The sequence below is a fragment of the Streptomyces finlayi genome (genome assembly GCF_014216315.1).
Lineage (GTDB): Bacteria > Actinomycetota > Actinomycetes > Streptomycetales > Streptomycetaceae > Streptomyces > Streptomyces finlayi_A.
In genome coordinates, this window is sequence record NZ_CP045702.1 from 3208327 (window position 1) to 3225609 (window position 17283).

General features: G+C 71.1%; 17 protein-coding genes. 8 read left to right on the top strand and 9 right to left on the bottom strand.

What is annotated here, in order from left to right:
- The first annotated feature begins 170 nt into the window (after positions 1-170).
- The gene (locus F0344_RS14690; protein ID WP_185299214.1) at positions 171-1349 is read left to right on the top strand and encodes a helix-turn-helix domain-containing protein; all 1179 of its coding nucleotides are present in this window, start codon (positions 171-173) and stop codon (positions 1347-1349) included.
- Entirely contained in the window at positions 1346-1891 is a 546-nt protein-coding gene (locus F0344_RS14695) for a hypothetical protein (protein WP_185299215.1), read from the top strand. Before F0344_RS14690 ends, F0344_RS14695 begins: the two co-directional genes overlap by 4 nt.
- Positions 1892-2038: 147 nt before the next feature.
- Here F0344_RS14695 and F0344_RS14700 read toward each other — a convergent pair whose 3' ends face one another.
- Together F0344_RS14700 and F0344_RS14705 are read right to left on the bottom strand one after the other, a co-directional pair.
- Positions 2039-2560, bottom strand: coding sequence for an EF-hand domain-containing protein (locus F0344_RS14700; RefSeq protein WP_185299216.1), 522 nt, complete (start codon positions 2558-2560; stop codon positions 2039-2041).
- A gap of 82 nt (positions 2561-2642) precedes the next feature.
- Entirely contained in the window at positions 2643-3017 is a 375-nt protein-coding gene (locus F0344_RS14705; RefSeq protein WP_185299217.1) for an STAS domain-containing protein, read from the bottom strand.
- A 221-nt stretch (positions 3018-3238) separates the two neighbouring features.
- Between F0344_RS14705 and F0344_RS14710 the strand changes: the two genes are divergently transcribed.
- Together F0344_RS14710 and F0344_RS14715 are read left to right on the top strand one after the other, a co-directional pair.
- On the top strand, positions 3239-3832 hold the full coding sequence (locus F0344_RS14710; protein WP_185299218.1) for an RNA polymerase sigma factor: 594 nt from the start codon (positions 3239-3241) through the stop codon (positions 3830-3832).
- Positions 3829-5265, top strand: coding sequence for a zf-HC2 domain-containing protein (locus tag F0344_RS14715; RefSeq protein ID WP_374940091.1), 1437 nt, complete (start codon positions 3829-3831; stop codon positions 5263-5265). The genes F0344_RS14710 and F0344_RS14715 overlap by 4 nt, the downstream gene beginning before the upstream one ends.
- Before the next feature lie 29 nt (positions 5266-5294).
- Here F0344_RS14715 and purU read toward each other — a convergent pair whose 3' ends face one another.
- Both purU and F0344_RS14725 read right to left on the bottom strand, forming a co-directional pair.
- Entirely contained in the window at positions 5295-6197 is a 903-nt protein-coding gene (gene purU / locus F0344_RS14720) for a formyltetrahydrofolate deformylase (protein ID WP_185299219.1), read from the bottom strand.
- Positions 6198-6225: 28 nt separating this feature from the next.
- Entirely contained in the window at positions 6226-6672 is a 447-nt protein-coding gene (locus F0344_RS14725) for an SCO4402 family protein (RefSeq protein ID WP_185302694.1), read from the bottom strand.
- Positions 6673-6846: 174 nt separating this feature from the next.
- Here F0344_RS14725 and F0344_RS14730 point away from each other — a divergent pair, with 174 nt between their 5' ends.
- The gene (locus F0344_RS14730) at positions 6847-8121 is read left to right on the top strand and encodes an ABC transporter substrate-binding protein (RefSeq protein WP_185299220.1); all 1275 of its coding nucleotides are present in this window, start codon (positions 6847-6849) and stop codon (positions 8119-8121) included.
- A 65-nt stretch (positions 8122-8186) separates the two neighbouring features.
- Here F0344_RS14730 and F0344_RS14735 read toward each other — a convergent pair whose 3' ends face one another.
- The 3 genes from F0344_RS14735 to F0344_RS14745 form a co-directional block, all read right to left on the bottom strand.
- Positions 8187-9794 carry a hypothetical protein gene (locus tag F0344_RS14735; protein WP_445585683.1) on the bottom strand — a complete coding sequence of 536 codons (1608 nt, stop codon included), beginning with the start codon at positions 9792-9794 and terminating at the stop codon, positions 8187-8189.
- Between the two features lie 228 nt (positions 9795-10022).
- Positions 10023-11405: a transcriptional regulator gene (locus F0344_RS14740; RefSeq protein ID WP_185299222.1), complete on the bottom strand. Its 1383-nt coding sequence runs from the start codon at positions 11403-11405 to the stop codon at positions 10023-10025.
- A gap of 128 nt (positions 11406-11533) precedes the next feature.
- Positions 11534-11689, bottom strand: coding sequence for a hypothetical protein (locus F0344_RS14745; RefSeq protein ID WP_185299223.1), 156 nt, complete (start codon positions 11687-11689; stop codon positions 11534-11536).
- On the opposite strand from F0344_RS14745, the gene F0344_RS14750 reads away from it, so the two are divergent.
- Genes F0344_RS14750 through F0344_RS14760 form a run of 3 tightly spaced genes read left to right on the top strand, consistent with a single transcriptional unit; the run spans position 11667 to position 14898 of the window.
- A complete protein-coding gene (locus tag F0344_RS14750) occupies positions 11667-12353 on the top strand; it encodes a bifunctional DNA primase/polymerase (RefSeq protein WP_185299224.1) in 687 nt (228 codons plus the stop codon). The genes F0344_RS14745 and F0344_RS14750 overlap by 23 nt on opposite strands.
- Before the next feature lie 38 nt (positions 12354-12391).
- Positions 12392-13258, top strand: coding sequence for an ABC transporter ATP-binding protein (locus tag F0344_RS14755; RefSeq protein ID WP_185299225.1), 867 nt, complete (start codon positions 12392-12394; stop codon positions 13256-13258).
- Entirely contained in the window at positions 13255-14898 is a 1644-nt protein-coding gene (locus F0344_RS14760; RefSeq protein WP_185299226.1) for a transporter, read from the top strand. The genes F0344_RS14755 and F0344_RS14760 overlap by 4 nt, the downstream gene beginning before the upstream one ends.
- A gap of 18 nt (positions 14899-14916) precedes the next feature.
- Here the strand turns inward: F0344_RS14760 and F0344_RS14765 are convergent, their stop codons facing one another.
- Both F0344_RS14765 and F0344_RS14770 read right to left on the bottom strand, forming a co-directional pair.
- Positions 14917-15801, bottom strand: coding sequence for an alpha/beta fold hydrolase (locus F0344_RS14765; protein ID WP_185299227.1), 885 nt, complete (start codon positions 15799-15801; stop codon positions 14917-14919).
- 752 nt (positions 15802-16553) lie between these two features.
- The gene (locus F0344_RS14770; protein WP_185299228.1) at positions 16554-17246 is read right to left on the bottom strand and encodes a metal-dependent transcriptional regulator; all 693 of its coding nucleotides are present in this window, start codon (positions 17244-17246) and stop codon (positions 16554-16556) included.
- Positions 17247-17283: the final 37 nt, after the last annotated feature.

The window sequence follows — 17283 nt, forward strand, 5'->3', positions numbered from 1 at the left end:
GTCTCCTCATCGCGCCCCGGGGCCCCCTCGGTCTTCACCCAGCTCGGCATCCCCCGCCGCGTCACCCAGCCCGGATTGCGCCTACCGCAGGTCGGAGGGCACCACAGACTCGCAGCACCCACAGCACCCACAGCGTTGCGATTTTCGCATCACGGCTTTAGGCTGCCCTCATGACCGAAACTGTGACCGATCGCGTACGGAAAGTCATGGACGCCGCCTCGGTCAGCCAGGCCGCGTTCGCGGAGACGATAGGACTGGCCCCCGACAAGCTGTCCAAATCCCTCAACGGCATTCGCCGGTTCACCTCCCTCGACCTCGCCCGGATCGCGGAGTTCGGCAGCACCACCGTCGACTGGTTGCTGACGGGGCGTGAGCCTCTTCGCCCTTCCTTCGCGGCCCGCGCCAGCTCGTCGACAGTCGAGGACGAGGCCCGCACCGGACTGAAAGACCTCGTGGAACGATTTACATCGGCTCATGAGGTGCTGGCACTCCTCGGCCGATCACCCGAGTTGCCTGAGCTTTTGACGGTCCGGACCGAACTGGACCGCTATGTCGATCAGGGCGCGGCCCTCGCCGAGGACTCCCTCGACCGACTGACAGCCCTGGGCTCACCATCCATCAGTGATCTTGAGACCTCCGAGCTCGTCCAAGCCCTGGAGAGCGCCTTCGGTGTCGACGTGGCAAAGATCGGCCTGCCTGACGGCATCGACGGCGCGGCCTGGCAGGCGGACGGGTTCCGGCTCATCATGATCGACCGGACGCCGGTTCCTACGCGCCAGCGCTTCACCCTCGCGCACGAGCTCGGCCACATCCTGGCCCGGGACGCGCAGGATTTCCTCACGGAGACTCACCTGTCGCCAGGGCACCAGAAGGATCTGTCGGAGATTCGTGCCAATGTGTTCGCGGCGAATTTCCTCATGCCCCGGAGCGAGATCACCGCCGCGGTGGCGGGACACGAGCTCACGGACGAGGAACTCAGGCCACTGGTCGTGCGCTTCAAGGTGTCACCGAGTGCTCTCGGCGCCCGCCTCGCACAACTGGGCTTCATCGACCCGAGGACGAGGAGCAGACTGCGCGGGATCACCACGGAGACCTGCCACCTGCTCACGGGGCGGAGTGACGCCTACGCGGCAGCCGCCGCGTGGTCGCAAGCCGTGCGGCTGCCTTTCCGGCCCAGTCAGTTGTTGTACGAGGGTTACCTCGCCGGCGAGACCACACTGCGCCCGCTGGCCGCCTACACCGGCTGGGATGTCGGCGAGCTTCGCGCGGCGCTTGAGCCCGACCCGCAGGACGTGGCGGCTTCCACCGCCGCAGACGTGGAAGAAGGGGACCTGGTCTTCCAGCCATGACGCGACACCACTGGTTCCCCGACAACACCGTCCTGTGCAACTTCGCGGCTGTCGATCGTCTGAGCCTGCTGGAGAAGGTCCTCGACGGCCGCGGCCGCTGGACCGAGGCGGTCGCGGCAGAGGCAGAACAGTCGGTCCGGCACCTGCCCAAGCTTCGCCAGGTGACGGACGACGGCTGGCTCGGCGCCCCCATCGAGATCGACGACCCGGCCGAAACGGCACTGGTGGACCGTGTACGCCGAGTGGTCTTCGCCGGATCTCCGTCCCGGCCCCTGCAGCACCTGGGTGAAGCCGAGACCCTGGTCGTCATCGAGCAGCGCGCCGAGTTCACGAACTCCGTGTGGATCACGGATGACGGAGAGGCGGGCCGCTACGCGCGGCGCAAGGGCATCTGTGTCAAGGACACCGTCGACCTCATGCGCGAAGCCGTCGTGGAGAGCCTGCTTCCGCCGAGCGAGGGCCTTGGGCTCCTCGTGGCGATGGTGGCCGCCGATCGCCACCTGCGGGGCGTGCCGCAGAGAGCCGGGGACCTCTTGCTGTGAGCGGCGCCCTTCGAGGGGAGCCCACAGGAACGCCCAGATCTCCCGGGCGTGTGCTCTCATCCGGTCGCAGGGTGGGGCGGAAGAATCTCGGATCTCCCGCCCAGCCGCTCCCGTGGAGGGTGCGAAGCGCCTGCCCGCGAACGCCCCCTACGCGTCCGGCAGGATCACCGTGAAGTACGCCGCGAACGCGCCGACCGCTTCCGCCTCCGCGACCCGCCCGTCCCGGTCGGTGTCCAGCTGCGCCGCGGCGGCACTCGCGGTCCCGGCATCCGCGCCCAGCACCCGCAGTGCCCGCTCGACGGCCGCCACCGAGGCGGCCCCGTCGTTCTCGTTGTCGGCGACGGCGATCGCCGCGCGCAGGAAGGGCCGGGCGATCTCCGCGAAGCGCTCGGGGTTGTCGCGCAGCCGCTTCACCGCCCCGCCGATGAACTCCTCACGGGTGACCCGCTGGTCCCCGTCCACATCCGCGATACCCGCCATGCCCTGCCAGAAGGCCTCGGCGCCGGTGTAGAGCGCCTGTCCCTTGTCGCATCGGGCGGTCGTACCGAACTCCTTGAGCAGCCGGGCCGCTGCGGCGTTGAAATCGGCGCGATCGATATAGCCGTTGCCGTCCTGGTCGAAGGCGGCGAACCGGTGCGCGATCTCGCGCTCGTACTCTGCGCTGTCCATGCGGGGAGCGTACGACGCCCACGGGCACGACATGTCACTATCGCCGGCTACCGGTGTTACAACATGGTCCTGATTCGACGGGTCACGCCGAGAGCGGGTGTGCTTCGTCCAGGACCGCCGAGGCTGCGTCGGGGTAGACCTCGAAGAGCCGGCGCACTCCCAGCGCTCCGAGCACCTTGTTGACGTGGGAGCCGTCCTCCGCGCCACGGGCCGGGAGGACCAGCCGCAGCCGGCCTCCGCAGGACTTCATCAGGCGGCGGGAGGCGATCAGCACGCCGACGCCGCTGGAGTCGCAGAAGAACACCCCCGTGAGATCGAGCACCACATCGTGCTGTCCCTCGGCCACCGCCTCGTGGACGGACTGGCGTACGACGGGTGAGCTCACGAGATCGAGCTCGCCGCGTATGCGCAGCACGGTCCACGCACCCTGCTCGATTTCGTCCACCTTCAGCGTCACGCGACTGGACCTCTCGTTCAGCGGAGCCCGGCGATCCGGAAGTTTGCGTTCCTTACCGCGGCTGCCCATCTCTACCACCACGAAACGCGGAGCGGGGGCAGTTTCCCTATCATCCGGCGCCGTTCCGGGGGCGTACTTGGTCTTACTTGGTGCAAAGCCACGTCCCGGACGGTGCACGCGACTACATTCGACGTGACGAGGGGTACAGGGCTGGGGGATTCATGGCAAAGGACGCACCACCCCGCTGGGACCGCAGGATGCAGCAGCGGCTGGCACGTGGCGAGGCGGCGGCGCTCGGCGAGCTCTACGACCGCTTCGCCTCGCTCGTCCACAGCCAGGCCCACCGGATGCTGGACGACGAGGACGCCGCCGACCTGGTGACCCGCGAGGTGTTCGGTTACGTCTGGGAGAACCCGGACGCGTACGACCCGAAGCAGGGTTCGATGAGGTCCTGGGTGGCCAGGCTCACCCACCGCCAGTCCGTGCGGCGTCTGCGCGACGCGGAGACCTCTCCGTACAGGGCCGCAGAGGGCGACGATGACGCACCGGGTCCCGAGGACCTGGAGGAGCGGGTCCGCAGGGCCACCGCGTCGGCCCGCGCCGACTACATCGTGGCCTCGATGCCCGCGCCGCTGCGCGCCGCCCTGGAGCTCGCGTACGTCCAGCGCCGGGACTACCGCCAGACCGCCGCCGACCTCGGAGTCACCGAGGACGAGGCCAGGCGGCGGCTGCGGCTCGGCCTCCAGCTGCTCTCCACCGCGAACACCCGTCCGCTGGAGGGGTCCTCCCCGCCCGGATACGGACGGTCCCTGTGAGCGGCGACGGCAACGGTCACGACGGCGAGGGACGCGAGGGCGAGGGGCGCGACGAGGAGGGGCGCGACGAGGAGGTGCGCAACGAGGAGGTGCGGGGCGCCCGGCGCATACCGGGCCCCCGCGCCGCCGCCGACGACTTCGGCCTCCCGACCTCCGTACCCCCGCTCCCCCAGCCGCCCGTCGCCCCCGCCACCCCCACCGCGGACGTCGAGGACACCTCCGCCGCCACCGGCACAACCGACGCCGAAGACACCACCGCCACCGACGAGCACGCACCAGCGCCGACACCCGAACCGGAACCGGAATCCCCCGTGGCACCACCGCCCGCGCCCGCCCTCACCCACCGGGTCCTCAAGGCTCTGCTGGGCGCCTGGGCCCTGGCCGCCTGCTCCGCCGAGGAGGCGGCGGCCGTCGAGGAGCACCTCACCGGGTGCGCACCCTGCGCGGGCGAGGCCCTGCGGCTGCGCGACGCGGTGGGCCTCCTGCACACGGACCGCAGTCTGGACCTCGACCCGCTGCTCCGCTCCCGGGTCATCGAAGGCTGCCTGGGCCGCCGTCCCGCCAAGATCCCGGTGCCCTCCTGGGCCGCTCCGTACGACGCGGAGACGGCCCGGCTCGACGCCCTGCTCAGCGACATCGGCGATGCGGAATGGCACGCCCCTGTCCGGCTGAGGTGGTTCGAGGGCGAGCGCGCGGTCAACCGGAAGACGACGGTGGCCGGAGTGATAGGGCATCTGATGACCGTCGACGGCCTGATCTCCACGGCTCTCGGCCTCGAAGACCCGCTCGGCAGCGGTGAGCTGCCCCAGTTGCCCGTCGAGCGAACCGAAACATACTGGGCAGCCGCTTATCGGCCGTTGACCCGGACCGTGCGCGAGCCCTGGCGCGATCAGAGTCACACCCTCATCCGCACGGTGTCCTTCGCCGGCCGCGGCGTGGCGGAACGCTCCGTCTCGTACGGTGACTTCGCCCTCCCACTCCAGGACTCCATGCTCGAACGGGCCTTCGAGTGCTGGGTGCACGGGGGCGATATCGCGGCCGCGGTGGACTATCCGTACGAGGCCCCGTCCCCGGCGCATCTGCACCGGATGATCGACCTCTCCGCGCGGATGCTGCCGGCCGTGCTCGCCGAGCGCCGCCGCTCGGGCCTCGCGGGACCGGCCCGGCACTACGTCACGGCCGGTTCGCCGGGCCGCTCGCTCCATCTGGAGGTCGAGGGCCTCGGGGGCGGTGACTGGTACATCGCGCTTGACTCACCCGCAGCGGTCGGTTCCCCCGACCACACGGTGGCGCAGGTGGCGCTCGACGGCGTGGAGTTCTGCCAGCTCGTCGCGGGCCACATCTCACCGGTGGAAGCGGCGGCGGGCCAGGAAGGGGACCGCGGGGCGATCCGCGACGTGCTCTTCGCGGCCGCGGCCCTGAGCCGCCTGTAGCGGCCGGGGCCGGCGGGACCTGCCGGACCTTACGGGAAGACCACCGTGCGGCGGCCGTTCAGCAGGATGCGCCGCTCCGCGTGCCACTTCACCGCACGCGCCAGCGCCTGGCACTCCACATCGCGGCCCACGGCGACCAGCTGGTCCGGCGTGACACCGTGGCCGACGCGCTCGACCTCCTGCTCGATGATCGGCCCCTCGTCGAGGTCGGCCGTCACATAGTGCGCGGTCGCGCCGATCAGCTTCACACCGCGCGCATGCGCCTGGTGATAAGGCTTCGCGCCCTTGAAGCTCGGCAGGAACGAGTGGTGGATGTTGATGATCCGGCCGCTCAGCTGCTTGCAGAGGTCGTCCGAGAGCACCTGCATGTAACGGGCGAGGACGACCAGCTCGACGTCCTCCTCGCGCACCAGCTCCAGCAGCTGCGCCTCTGCGTCCGCCTTGGTGTCCCTGGTCACCGGGATGTGACGGAAGGGCACACCGTACGAGCCGACGAGTTCCTCGAAGTCCGTGTGGTTGGAGACGACGGCCGCGATCTCGACGGGCAGCGCACCGCTGCCGGAGCGGAACAGCAGGTCGTTGAGGCAGTGCCCGAACTTGCTGACCATGAGGACGATCCGCATCCGGTCCGAGGAACGGTGGATCTGCCAGTCCATCCGGAACGCGTCCCCGATGGCGGCGAAACTGGCCCGCAGCCTGTCGGCCGTCACTCCGGCGTCCGCCGTGAAGTGGACGCGCATGAAGAACAGACCGGTGTCGTGGTCCCCGAACTGCTGACTGTCCTCGATATTGCAGCCGGTCATGAAGAGGTAGCTCGACACGGCGTGCACGATGCCCTTCTTGTCAGGGCAGGAGAGCGTGAGGACGTACTGCTCGGACTCGGCGTCCGAGGCAGCGGCGGGGGCGGAATCGGCAGGCTGCGGCGCGGTCATGCCCGTAGGGTGCCATACCCGCCCCGCATCAGGCCGATCTGGTCATGATGCGGAGCACGTCGAGCGAGTGCGGCGGAGTGTCCGGGTCCTCGCCGTCGTTCGTGGCGAGCATCACATGGGCGTCGCGTGCGGCCCGTACGGCCTCCGGCCAGCCGTGGTGCTCCAGATAGGCGGACACCGGGGCGTCGGCTCCGACCTGGTGCATGATGCGGAGCACCCGGAGCGCGGCCACGTCCACGAGGGCGGCCTCGCCGGAGTCGCGGAAGATCGTGCCGACGTACTTCTCGGCGGACCAGTTGTCCAGCCAGGTGTCCTCGACCAGGCGGTACACGGCGTCGGTGACGTCGCCGTACCCTTCCCGGCCGGTCAGCCAGCACTCGTGATGGAAGACGGGGTCGGAGAGCATGTGCAGCGCCGAGCGCACATTGCTGCGCCAGCGCCACCAGGGCATGTCATTGAGCGGCATGCCGCCCATGGTGGAGGAGCGGCGGCCGCGACGGGAAGTGTTCTCCGAACCTTGCTGCACGGTGGTCGATCGTACGTTCCCTTTGCCCGTGTGCGTACGGCCCCCCGTAATTCACCTGGACATCACCGGGTGTTGCGCACAGCACACAGCGGCGTTACCCCGGAGCCGGAAATGTTCATGCCCATGACCGGACGGCGACGCCTCACCCCACTCCGCCCCTTCCGACACCTCACCGCCACGGCTGTCGCCGGGGCGCTGCTCACCTCCGGCTGCGGCGTGCTCCCGGGCTCCTCCGGCGGCTCCAAGGAGCCTGTGACCGTGATGACCTGGTCCCCCGAGCGCTCGCCCAGCGGCTCCCCCCACGCGATGGCGGGGGTCTCGGCCATGGCGAAGGCGTACGCCCGCTGGGTCAACGCGGAGGGCGGCATCAACGGGCACGAACTGCGCGTGATCACCTGCGACGAGGGCGACACCCTGCTCGGCGCGGGAAGGTGTGCCCGCGAGGCGGTCAAACAGGACGCGGTGGCGGTGGTCGGCTCGTACAGCCGGCACGGGCAGGCGTTCATGGCCCCGCTGGAGGCCGCCGGAATCCCCTACGTCGGCGGCTACGGGGCCTCCACCGAGGAGTTCACGAGCTACAACTCCTACCCGGTCAACGGCGGTCAGTCGGCGCTCCTGGCGGGCAACGGCAAGCAGCTGGCGGCCGGTTGCGAGCGGGTCTCCCTCGTACGGCCCGACTCGATCAGCGGCGACGGCATGCCTCCGCTCCTCGACACCAGTCTCTTGGAGTCCAGCCGGCCCAAGTCCCTCGACATCCTGGCGCCGGAGGAGGCCACTTCGTACGACGCCCAGGCCGCCCAGGCGCTGGAGAGGACCGGCGACGGCTGTGTGACCGCGGTGCTCGGCGACCGTACCGAAACGTTCTTCGACTCCTTCCGCCGGCTCGAACCGGAAGGCAGCGGGGTACGCGTCTCCTCCGTCCTCGGCAGCGTCGGCCAGCCGCTCATCGACCGGACGGGCGGGCGGAACAGCCCCTTCGAGGGCGCGTACGTCACCGGCTGGTACCCGGACTCGAACGACTCCCGCTGGGCCGCGATGCGGCGGGTGATCCGGCAGTTCGCGTTCGCCGACAACCGGGTCGACCCGGAGGACACCGGCGTGCAGACCACCTGGATCGCCTACACGGTGCTGCGGGCGGTCATCGAGAAGATCGACGCGCCGCAGATCACGGCCGGGAAGGTCTCCGCCAGCCTCAACCGGGGCACCGAGGTGGACACCGGCGGGCTCACCCCGGTGCTGCGCTGGCGCTTCAAGGACATGCTCGGCAGCTCCTCGTACCCGCGCATCATCAACGGACGGGTGACGTTCCAGGTGGTACGCGAGGGCCGCCTCGTCGCCGACCGGAAGGGCTTCGTGGACGTCTCGGAGACCCTGTCGGACGCCCAGAGCATCAGCTGACGTCTCATTCGACGCGGACGGCCCTGCCCGGATGTCTCCGGGCAGGGCCGTCCGACGTGCCGGGGTCAGAGGTCCTGCGGGCCGCGCTCGGTCAGCGCGTACTTCGCCGCGATGGAGTTCCACAGGGTGGACGCCTGCCGCTTGGCCGTGGTGGCCTCGCCGCTGCGCACGTTGGCCTGCTCCTTCTCGTTGGTCGACCTGGCGCGGCCGCCCTTGCAGACCTTCTTGCTGTTCTTGGCCTGCACGGCCCAGGCGGCGTAGTGGTCGTCGGCCGACGCGGAAGCCTGCCATGCCTTCGTCAGCGAGGACGACAGCGCGGCGTGCTGCGGCAGCTTGTCGATGTTCACTTCCTTGAGGCGGGTCACCAGGTCGCGGCGCTGCTGGGCCGCTCCCCTCAGATCCTTCGCTGCCTGGTCGAGCGCCTGGCACGACTCGATCTTCGCGACCGCGCTGATCACGGCCGAGCGGCTGTTGTTGCTGTCGGCGAGCAGCTTGTCGAGCGCCTTCGCCTGCGGCTCGGCGGGGTCCGCCGCCGGCTCCGTACCGGGCTGCGAGGCGGCCGAACTCTGCGATGCCACCGGCTGCTTGTCGTCCGGCTCCTCGTCGCCGCCGCTCATCAGCGCGCCGGCCCCCAGGCCGATGACGGCGCAGCCGATGACGACCGCGGCGATCAGCGGAACGTGCGCGGACCGCTGGCGCGGCGGCTGCCGGTCGTACTCGGGCTCCTGCCCGCCCTGGAGGCCACCGAGACCGGACTGGTAGCCCTGAGGGCCGCGTGGCGGCTGCGGCTGCTGGTGCTGACCCGGCTGCTGCGCGGCTTCGAAGTGCGGCATCTGCTGCGTGGCTCCCGAGGGCGCCTCGCTGCGGAAGAGGTTGTCGAACTCGGCGGGCGGCGGACGCTCACCGGGCGTACCGGGTCTGATCCCGTACGGGGCTCCGCCGGGCACCGGGGGAATGAGCTGCGTCGCGTCGGACTCACCCGGCGCCGCCTGCCCCAGGAACCGGGTGGACTCGGCAGGGTTCTCGGGCGGTAGCCCCCCGGGACCGGCACCGCCGGGCACGGGCGCGATGAACTGCGTGGCGTCCGCGTCCCCACCGGCCCCGGGCGCGAACCCCGGCACGGCTTCCGGTGGCAGCGGCTGCGCGTACGGCAGGGACTGCGACTGGTTCCGCCCGTGCTGCTGGGACTGCTGGTGGGCCTGGGGCTGGTCAGGGGCCTGGGTGTACGGCTGGGTCCGCGGCCGGTCCTGATAACCGCCACCCGGCTGCGACTGGTCCTGGTACGGGCCCTGCCCGTATCCCAGGCCCGGGTCCTGGCCCAGGTCCTGGCCCAGGTCCTGGCCCTGCTGCGGCGCGTACGGACCCTGCTGGTACTGGCCCGGCTGCTGGTACTGGCCCGGCTGCTGGTACGGCCCCGGCTGGGGCTGCGACGGGGCGTTCCCGTACGGACCGGGCTGCGGCTGCCCGCCCGTGTACGGCTGCGCGGGCGGCAACTGCCCGCCCTGCTGGGCCGACGGCGGCTGCCCGGGCGCCGGGGCCTGCGGAAGCTGCGGCTGACCGCCCTGGGGCCCCCAGGGCGATCCCCACGGCTGTCCTCCCGCCGGGACGGCCTGATCGGCCGGCCCTGCCGCGGGCGGGCCCGCGTTCCAGGGAGCACCACCCTCCGCGGGCAGCACGACACCTTCGTGCGCGGGCCGTACAGCAGGGTTCTGCTGTTCGTCACCCTGTCCGCTCTGCGTCACCGGGACTCCTACGTGTCAACCTACGGAATCGTCGGCTCACGCTATCGGGTGGCTGCCGTACTCCGCCAAGCGCGTGATCCCACTCACCACCCCTTCACATGGGACCCTGCGCCCCGCCGCGGCGGATCCCACCGGCGGACGGCCTGTCGCATCCGCCGCTCAGGCCGCCTGGAGCTCCAGCCGGGCACCGAACTCACGGACCGAGGGCTCCTCCCCGTACGGCACGAGCCGCTGCTGGAAGTCGTCCAGATACTCGGCACCCCGGCTGGAACGCACCGTCGCCAGCAACTCCACCGCCCGGGCCCCCGTGCGGCACGCCTGCTCCACCTCCCGCATCTGCACCTGCGCGGTCGCCAGAAGCACGAGGCCGATGCCCCTGCGCCGGGCCTTGGTCTCCGGCAGCGCGGCCAGCGCCTCCGTGGCCCGGCGGGCGGCCGCCTCGCCCTGCCCCAGATCGCGGTGGCAGTGCGCCAGTTCGTCCGCGAGATAGCCCGCGTCGAAGTGGGCGATCCAGGGCGGGTCGTCGCCGCTGTCGCCGTCCGCGTGCTCCAGCGCCGTCAGCGCCCGGCCCGCGACCACCTGGCAGGTGCGGGCGTCACCCAGCAGCGCGTGCCCGCGCGCCTCCGCGGCGTGGAACATCGCCTCCGCCCGCGGGGTCACCCGGCCCCGGGCACCCTCCTGCGCGGCCCGTGCCAGCTGTGCGATCTCCCGCGGATTGCCGAGCTGCGCGGCGAGATGGCTCATCGAGGAGGCCAGCACATAGCCGCCGTAGGCCCGGTCGCCGGCCGCCTGGGCCAGCCGCAGCGCCTGGATGTAGTACCGCTGGGCGAGCCCCGGCTGCCCGGTGTCCACCGCCATGTATCCGGCGAGTTCGGTGAGCCGCGCCACGGCGCCGAACAGCTCCCGGCCGACCGATTCGCGGTACGCCCCCGAAAGCAGCCCGGACACCACGCTGTTGAGGTAGTGCACGAGGACCGGCCGCACATGTCCGCTGCCGAACCGGTGGTCCAGGTCGACGAGCGCGGCCGTCATCGCCCGCACCGCCTCCACGTCGGCCGTACCGACGCGGGCACCCGCGGCCCGGGCGACCTGCGGGTCGGCGCCTGAGATCAGCCAGTCGCGGCTGGGCTCGACGAGGGCGGACGCGGCCACCGCCGTACCGGCGAGCAGATCACGCCGCCCCACGTCGCTGCGCCACAGCTCGCAGACCTGTTCGATCGCGCCGAGCACGGTCGGGGCGAACTGGAGGCCCACGCCCGAGGCGAGGTTCTTGCCGTTGGCCATGCCGATCTCGTCGATCGTGACCGTACGGCCGAGCTTGCGGCCGAGTGCCTCGGCGATGATTCCCGGTGCCCTGCCCCGTGGTTGCTGGCCGCGCAGCCACCGGGCGACGGACGTCTTGTCGTAGCGGAGGTCGAGCCCGCGCTCGGCTCCGACCATGTTGACGCGGCGGGCGAGGCCCGCGTTGGAGCAGGCGGCTTCCTGGATGAGCGTCTGGAGCCGTTCGTTCGGCTGGCGGGCGACGAGAGGTCTGGCTGCCATGTTTCCCCCTGGGGCCGCAGTGATCGGTGAAGGGATCACTGCCCGGCACATATACAAGAAATGCGCATATTCGTCGGCATTCGGAAGGAGCCGTCACCGTTTTACGGCGCGGGTCATCGCACAGTCCTTCAGGTGGCTACCCGCACATCGCTGCGCCACCGCACGCGCGCCCCCGTCCATGCCTCGATGCGCCCCTCATGCAGGATCGATGTGCCGTGACCGGCTTCGTCGCGCCCGTAACCCCAGGTGGCGGCGGGAGTTGTGCTGTTCGTGGAAGAGCTCATCGGAGTCACGGAAACCGCACAGATCCCCCAACAGCGAGGTGAACAGCTGCTCGACGCCGCAGCGCGCTATGCGGAGGAGCGGCACTGGGACGTGTTCCCGGGCACCTGGCTCGAAGCCGTCGAGGGGGTGGAGCGCTGCTCGTGCGGGGACACCGACTGCGTCGCGGCGGGAGCCCATCCCACCCGGCCGGACTGGGCGGGCCAGGCGACAGGCAGCGCGGCGGCGGCCCGCCGGATGTGGTCCAAGCAGCCGAAGTCCTCGATCCTCATGCCGACCGGGCGCACCTTCGACGCGATCGACGTGCCGGAGTCCGCCGGTTTCCTGGCGCTGGCCCGGATGGAGCGGATGGCGCTGACCCTCGGACCCGTCACCTGCACCCCCGACCGCCGGATGCTGTTCTTCGTGCTGCCCGGGGCCGCCGCGAAGGCCCCCGACCTCGTACGGAACCTCGGGTGGAACGCCGATGCCATCGATCTCGTGGGCCGCGGCGACGGTCACTACGTGGCCGGTCCGCCGACCCGTCTCGGCGGGCGGGGAGCGGTCCAGTGGGCCCGGCGCCCCACCCCCGCCAACCGGTGGCTGCCGGACGCGGAAGAGCTGATCAGCCCGCTCGCATACGCCTGTGCGCGGGAGGCGGCCGACGCCAAGGCGCGCCTTTCGTAGGGTGGTCCCCACAATCGGGGACATCGAAAGGCAGTGCCATGCCTGACCAGGCAGAAGCAGTGGACACATCCGGAACAGTCGAGACAGACGGAACCGTCAGGACGGACGGGGCGGTTGAGACGGGCGGTGCGCGGACAGCACCGCCCGCGGTCCGTGTCCAGGGCCTGTGGAAGCGGTTCGGGGAACAGACCGCGGTCGCGGGCATCGACCTGGAGCTGCCCGCGGGCAAGTTCATCGGGCTCGTGGGACCTAACGGAGCGGGGAAGACCACCACGCTCTCGATGGTGACGGGACTCCTCAGACCGGACATGGGAAAGATCGAGGTCGGCGGCCACGACGTATGGCTGGACCCGGTCGCGGTGAAGTCCCGGATCGGGGTGCTCCCGGAAGGGCTGCGCCTCTTCGAGCGGCTCTCCGGGCGTGAGCTCCTGGCGTACATGGGCCGCTTGCGCGGGCTGCCGGGGGCCGAGGTGGACAAGCGGGCCACCCAACTGCTCGACGTCCTGGATCTGGCGGGAGCGCAGCACAAGCTGGTCGTCGACTACTCGACCGGTATGCGGAAGAAGATCGGGCTCGCCGCCGCGCTGCTGCACAACCCGGAAGTGCTCTTCCTCGACGAGCCGTTCGAGGGTGTCGACCCGGTGTCCGCACAGACGATTCGCGGCGTACTGGAGCGGTACACCCGGTCCGGTGCGACGGTCGTCTTCTCCAGCCATGTGATGGAGCTCGTCGAGTCGCTGTGCGACTGGGTGGCGGTCATGGTCGGGGGCCGGATCCGCGCCCAGGGCACGCTCGCGGAGGTACGGGGCGACGCCCCCTCCCTCCAGCACGCCTTTCTGGAACTGGTCGGCGCGGGCGGCCGTGACACCGGGGACTCCCTGGACTGGCTGGGCGGCACCCGATGACCGTGCTCGACGCCCCCGTGGGGACCGCCGCCCCGTCCGGCCGGGCCGAGGGGCTCGTCCCCGTCTTCGTACGGCTCAAGTTGACGCTGCTGCGCAACGGGCTGCGCCAGTCCTCCGGCCGGAAGGCCGCGTACGTCACGTCCATCGTCTTCGCCCTGCTGCTGGCCGTCGGCCAGGTGATCGGGCTGATCGCCCTGCGCGGCAACGCCCAGGCGACGACCCTCGTCGTGCTGCTGACCGGGCTGCTGGCACTCGGCTGGGCCGTGATGCCGCTGTTCTCCCCGAGCGGTGACGAGACCCTCGACCCGAGCCGTCTGGTGATGCTGCCGCTGCGGCCCCGCCCGCTGATCGGCGCGTTGCTCGTGGCCTCGCTGATCGGCATCGGGCCGCTGTTCACGTTCGCCCTCGCGCTCGGCTCGGTGATCTCCGTGGCGCACGGGGCGGCGGCCGCGGTGACCGGGGTGGTGGCGATCCCGCTGACGCTGCTGGTCTGCGTCGCGCTGGCACGATCCGTCGCCACGGCCAATGTCCGGCTGCTGACCTCCCGCAAGGGCCGCGATCTGGCGGTCCTCAGCGGGCTGGTGATCGCGGTGGGCTTCCAGTTCGTGAACTTCGGTATGCAACGGCTCGGCCGGGCCGGCGGGCTCTCCTCCCTGGAACCGGCCGCGGACGTCGTGGGCTGGCTGCCGCCCGCCTCGGCGATCGGCGCGGTGAGTTCCGTATCGGAGGGGGCGTACGCACGGGCCGCCCTGCAACTCCTGCTCTCCGTCCTGGCGCTGGCCGCCCTGGTGTGGATGTGGCAGCGGAGTCTGACGAAGCTGATGACGGCACCGGACGGCTCGACGCTCGCGGCGGCCGCGCCGACCCGCACCAAGTCCGGAACGGGCCGCTCCGGTCTCTTCGCGCTACTGCCGGACGGGCGCACGGGAACGGTGATGGAGCGCAGCCTGCGGTACGTCGTGCGGGACCCCAAGACGAAGGCGACCTGGGTGACCGCGCTGGCCGTCGGCCTGATCGTCCCCCTGCTCAACGCGCTGCAGGGCACCGGCTCGGTCTACCTCGCGTGCTTCGCGGCCGGGATGCTCGGCATCCAGATGTACAACCAGTTCGGCCAGGACACCTCCGCCTTCTGGATGGTGTCCCTGACGATCTCCTCGACCCGGGACGCCTACGCCGAACTGCGGGCGAGGGCACTGGCGTTGCTGTTGATCACGCTGCCCTACACGGTCCTGGTCACCGCGCTGACCGCTGCCGTGCTCCGGGACTGGGAAGCGCTGCCCGAGGTGATGGGGCTCTCCTTCGCCATCCTGGGCGCGATGCTGGCGACGGGCGCGCTGGCCTCGGCGCTGTACCCGTACTCGATCCCGCAGGACGGCGCGTTCAAGAACGTGGCGCCGGGGCAGGCGGGGCTCGCCTGGATCTCGATCCTCGGCGGCATGGTGTCGGCGACGCTCCTGTGCGCACCGGTGATCGCCCTGACGATCGTCCTGCACATGAGCGATCAGCAGGGGTGGCTGTGGACGCTGCTGCCGACGGGAGCGGCGTACGGGGCGCTCATCGCCTGGACAGGGGTACGCCTGGCCGCGCCCCGCACGGCGCGCCGGCTCCCGGAGATCCTGGCCGCGGTCAGCAAGGGCTGACCGCGGCGGCGTGAGGCCTCATGGGGAGACCGGCTCCCGGCTGTCTTCGGCGAGCTGTTCCAGGAAGGGCTCCACGGCGGCCCGCCAGCCCTCCGGCCGGTCGTAGTGGACGAGATGACCGGCGTCCGCGACCTCCGCGTACTGCCCGCGCGGCAGGACGCGGACCATCTCCTGGGCCTCCGCCCTCCCCAGCTCGCCGTCGAGGCCGCGCAGGACCAGGGTGGGGCAGCGGACCTGGGCCAGCTCGTCCCAGTGGGCGTCGAAGACCCAGGTCGCGCGGGATTCCAGCATCTGCCGGCGGGAGAAGACCGGGCGCCAGCCGTCGGCCCGCTCCGCCATCACCTCGGCGAAGAACTCGCCGCGGGCGAGGTTGGGCCGCTCCACCCAGGGATCGTCCTCACCGAACCACTTGCGTACGTCGGAGAGGGTCGCGAAGGGGACGGGCCAGGCGTTGAACCAGTCCGCCCACTCCCGCTGGGAGGCGGCCCCGAGGGCGGAGGCCCGCATGTCGCAGACGACCAGGGCCCGGACGAGGTCGGGGCGCTTCGCGGCGAGCTGCCAGGCGGTGAGGGCGCCCATCGCGTGTCCGATGAGGGTGACGGGGGCCAGACCGAGCTGTTCGATCGTGGCCTCGGCGTCCGCGACGTAGGCGTCGCGCGTGTACGGGCCGTCGGCCGGCTTGTCGCTGCGGCCGTGCCCGCGCTGATCGAGTCCGAACGCCCGGTGGCGTTCCGCGAGCCAGCGGGCCGTGGAGGCCCAGTGTGCGGCCCGGCCCATCAGCCCGTGCAGCAGTAAGATCCCCGGCGCCCGCGCCGCCTCCGCGTGTTCCTTGGGCGGATCGGCGAACTCCCACGCCGCGAGACGTACACCGTCGTAACCCGTCACATCGATGCGCCGCACCATAGCCCTGGCACCCCCTCTTCTCGTTCCCGATCACCGCGTGGTCGCGTCACGCCAGGCTATCGAACTCTTATTCGAAAACTGGGTTCCGGCACACAACACCCCTCGTTCGAGTGACCACCTCCAAGGATTGGCGTCGTCAGCCCTGGGGAGATCTTCAGCGGGGGGCGGGCCGCTCGGGGATGACGGTCCGTCGAGGCCGACCTCGAGAGCTCGGGGCTCCAGGTCGGCAAAGGGGAGGACGGGCTCCGGCGCCGCTGAGCGCCGGGGCCCGCCCCTGTTCCGGAGCGAATCGTTCCGACGCCTCGCAGGGCGGCTCGCGTCGCCGTACGGGCGGCAGGGCGCGCACGGCCGCGTGCCACTCGCGCCCGTACGAGAACGCGGGCGTCCACGAGCGCGGCGGGCACCTTGCGGTGCACATGCCGGTACGACGGGCGCATTCCCTGCTCCCTCCCCGACCGTGCGGCCCGGATCGATCCGATCCGCCCGCACCCTCAGGTCATATGCCTGGCCACAGCCTGGCACGCGATCCGTCCGGGCGCTGCAATTCCGGACGGAAAACAGAAAGCGGGCGTTACGGTCCGGTCACCGAACCTCCGGCGAACCGTCGCCGTACCGCCACGCCACCGCTTCGGGGCGCGCTCGGCGCCCCATTCCTCACCTGGTCAGCGCCCGGTGCACATCTGGCCGGCGCCTGACCGGCGACTGCTCAACCCCTGGTCAGCGCTCTGTCAGCGCTTGCTTCAGCGCTTGCTTCAGCGCTTGGCGACGAAAACATGCGAGGCGACTTCGGCGTTCAGCTCGGCCGCCTCACCGCTGGAACCGACCAGCACGCCGCCCGGCGAAGCCGTCACGCTGACCACCGAACCGGGCTGCACACCCGCACGCCGCAGCGTGTACATCAGCTGGGCGTCGGTCTGGATCGGCTCACCGATCCGCCGCACGACCACGGTCTTGCCGTCCGCGCCCGGGTCCAGCTCGGACAGGCTCACCATGTTCTCGTCCAGGAACGGGTCGGCCTCGGCCTTCTCGCCCAGCTCCTCCAGGCCCGGGATCGGATTCCCGTACGGAGACTCCGTGGGGTGCCTCAGCAGCTCGAGCACCCGGCGCTCCACCGCCTCGCTCATGACGTGCTCCCAGCGGCACGCCTCCGCGTGGACCTGCTCCCACTCCAGCCCGATCACGTCGACGAGCAGACACTCGGCGAGCCGGTGCTTGCGCATGACGCGGGTGGCGAGACGGCGGCCCTCCTCGGTCAGCTCCAGATGGCGGTCGCCCGCGACCTGGACCAGCCCGTCACGCTCCATGCGCGCCACCGTCTGGCTGACCGTCGGACCGCTCTGGTCCAGCCGTTCCGCGATCCGGGCGCGCATGGGGACCACGCCTTCCTCTTCGAGCTCGAGGATGGTGCGGAGATACATCTCCGTGGTGTCGATCAGTCCGGACATACGTGCCCCTCGATGCTGTGACATGAAGTCGTCGTGC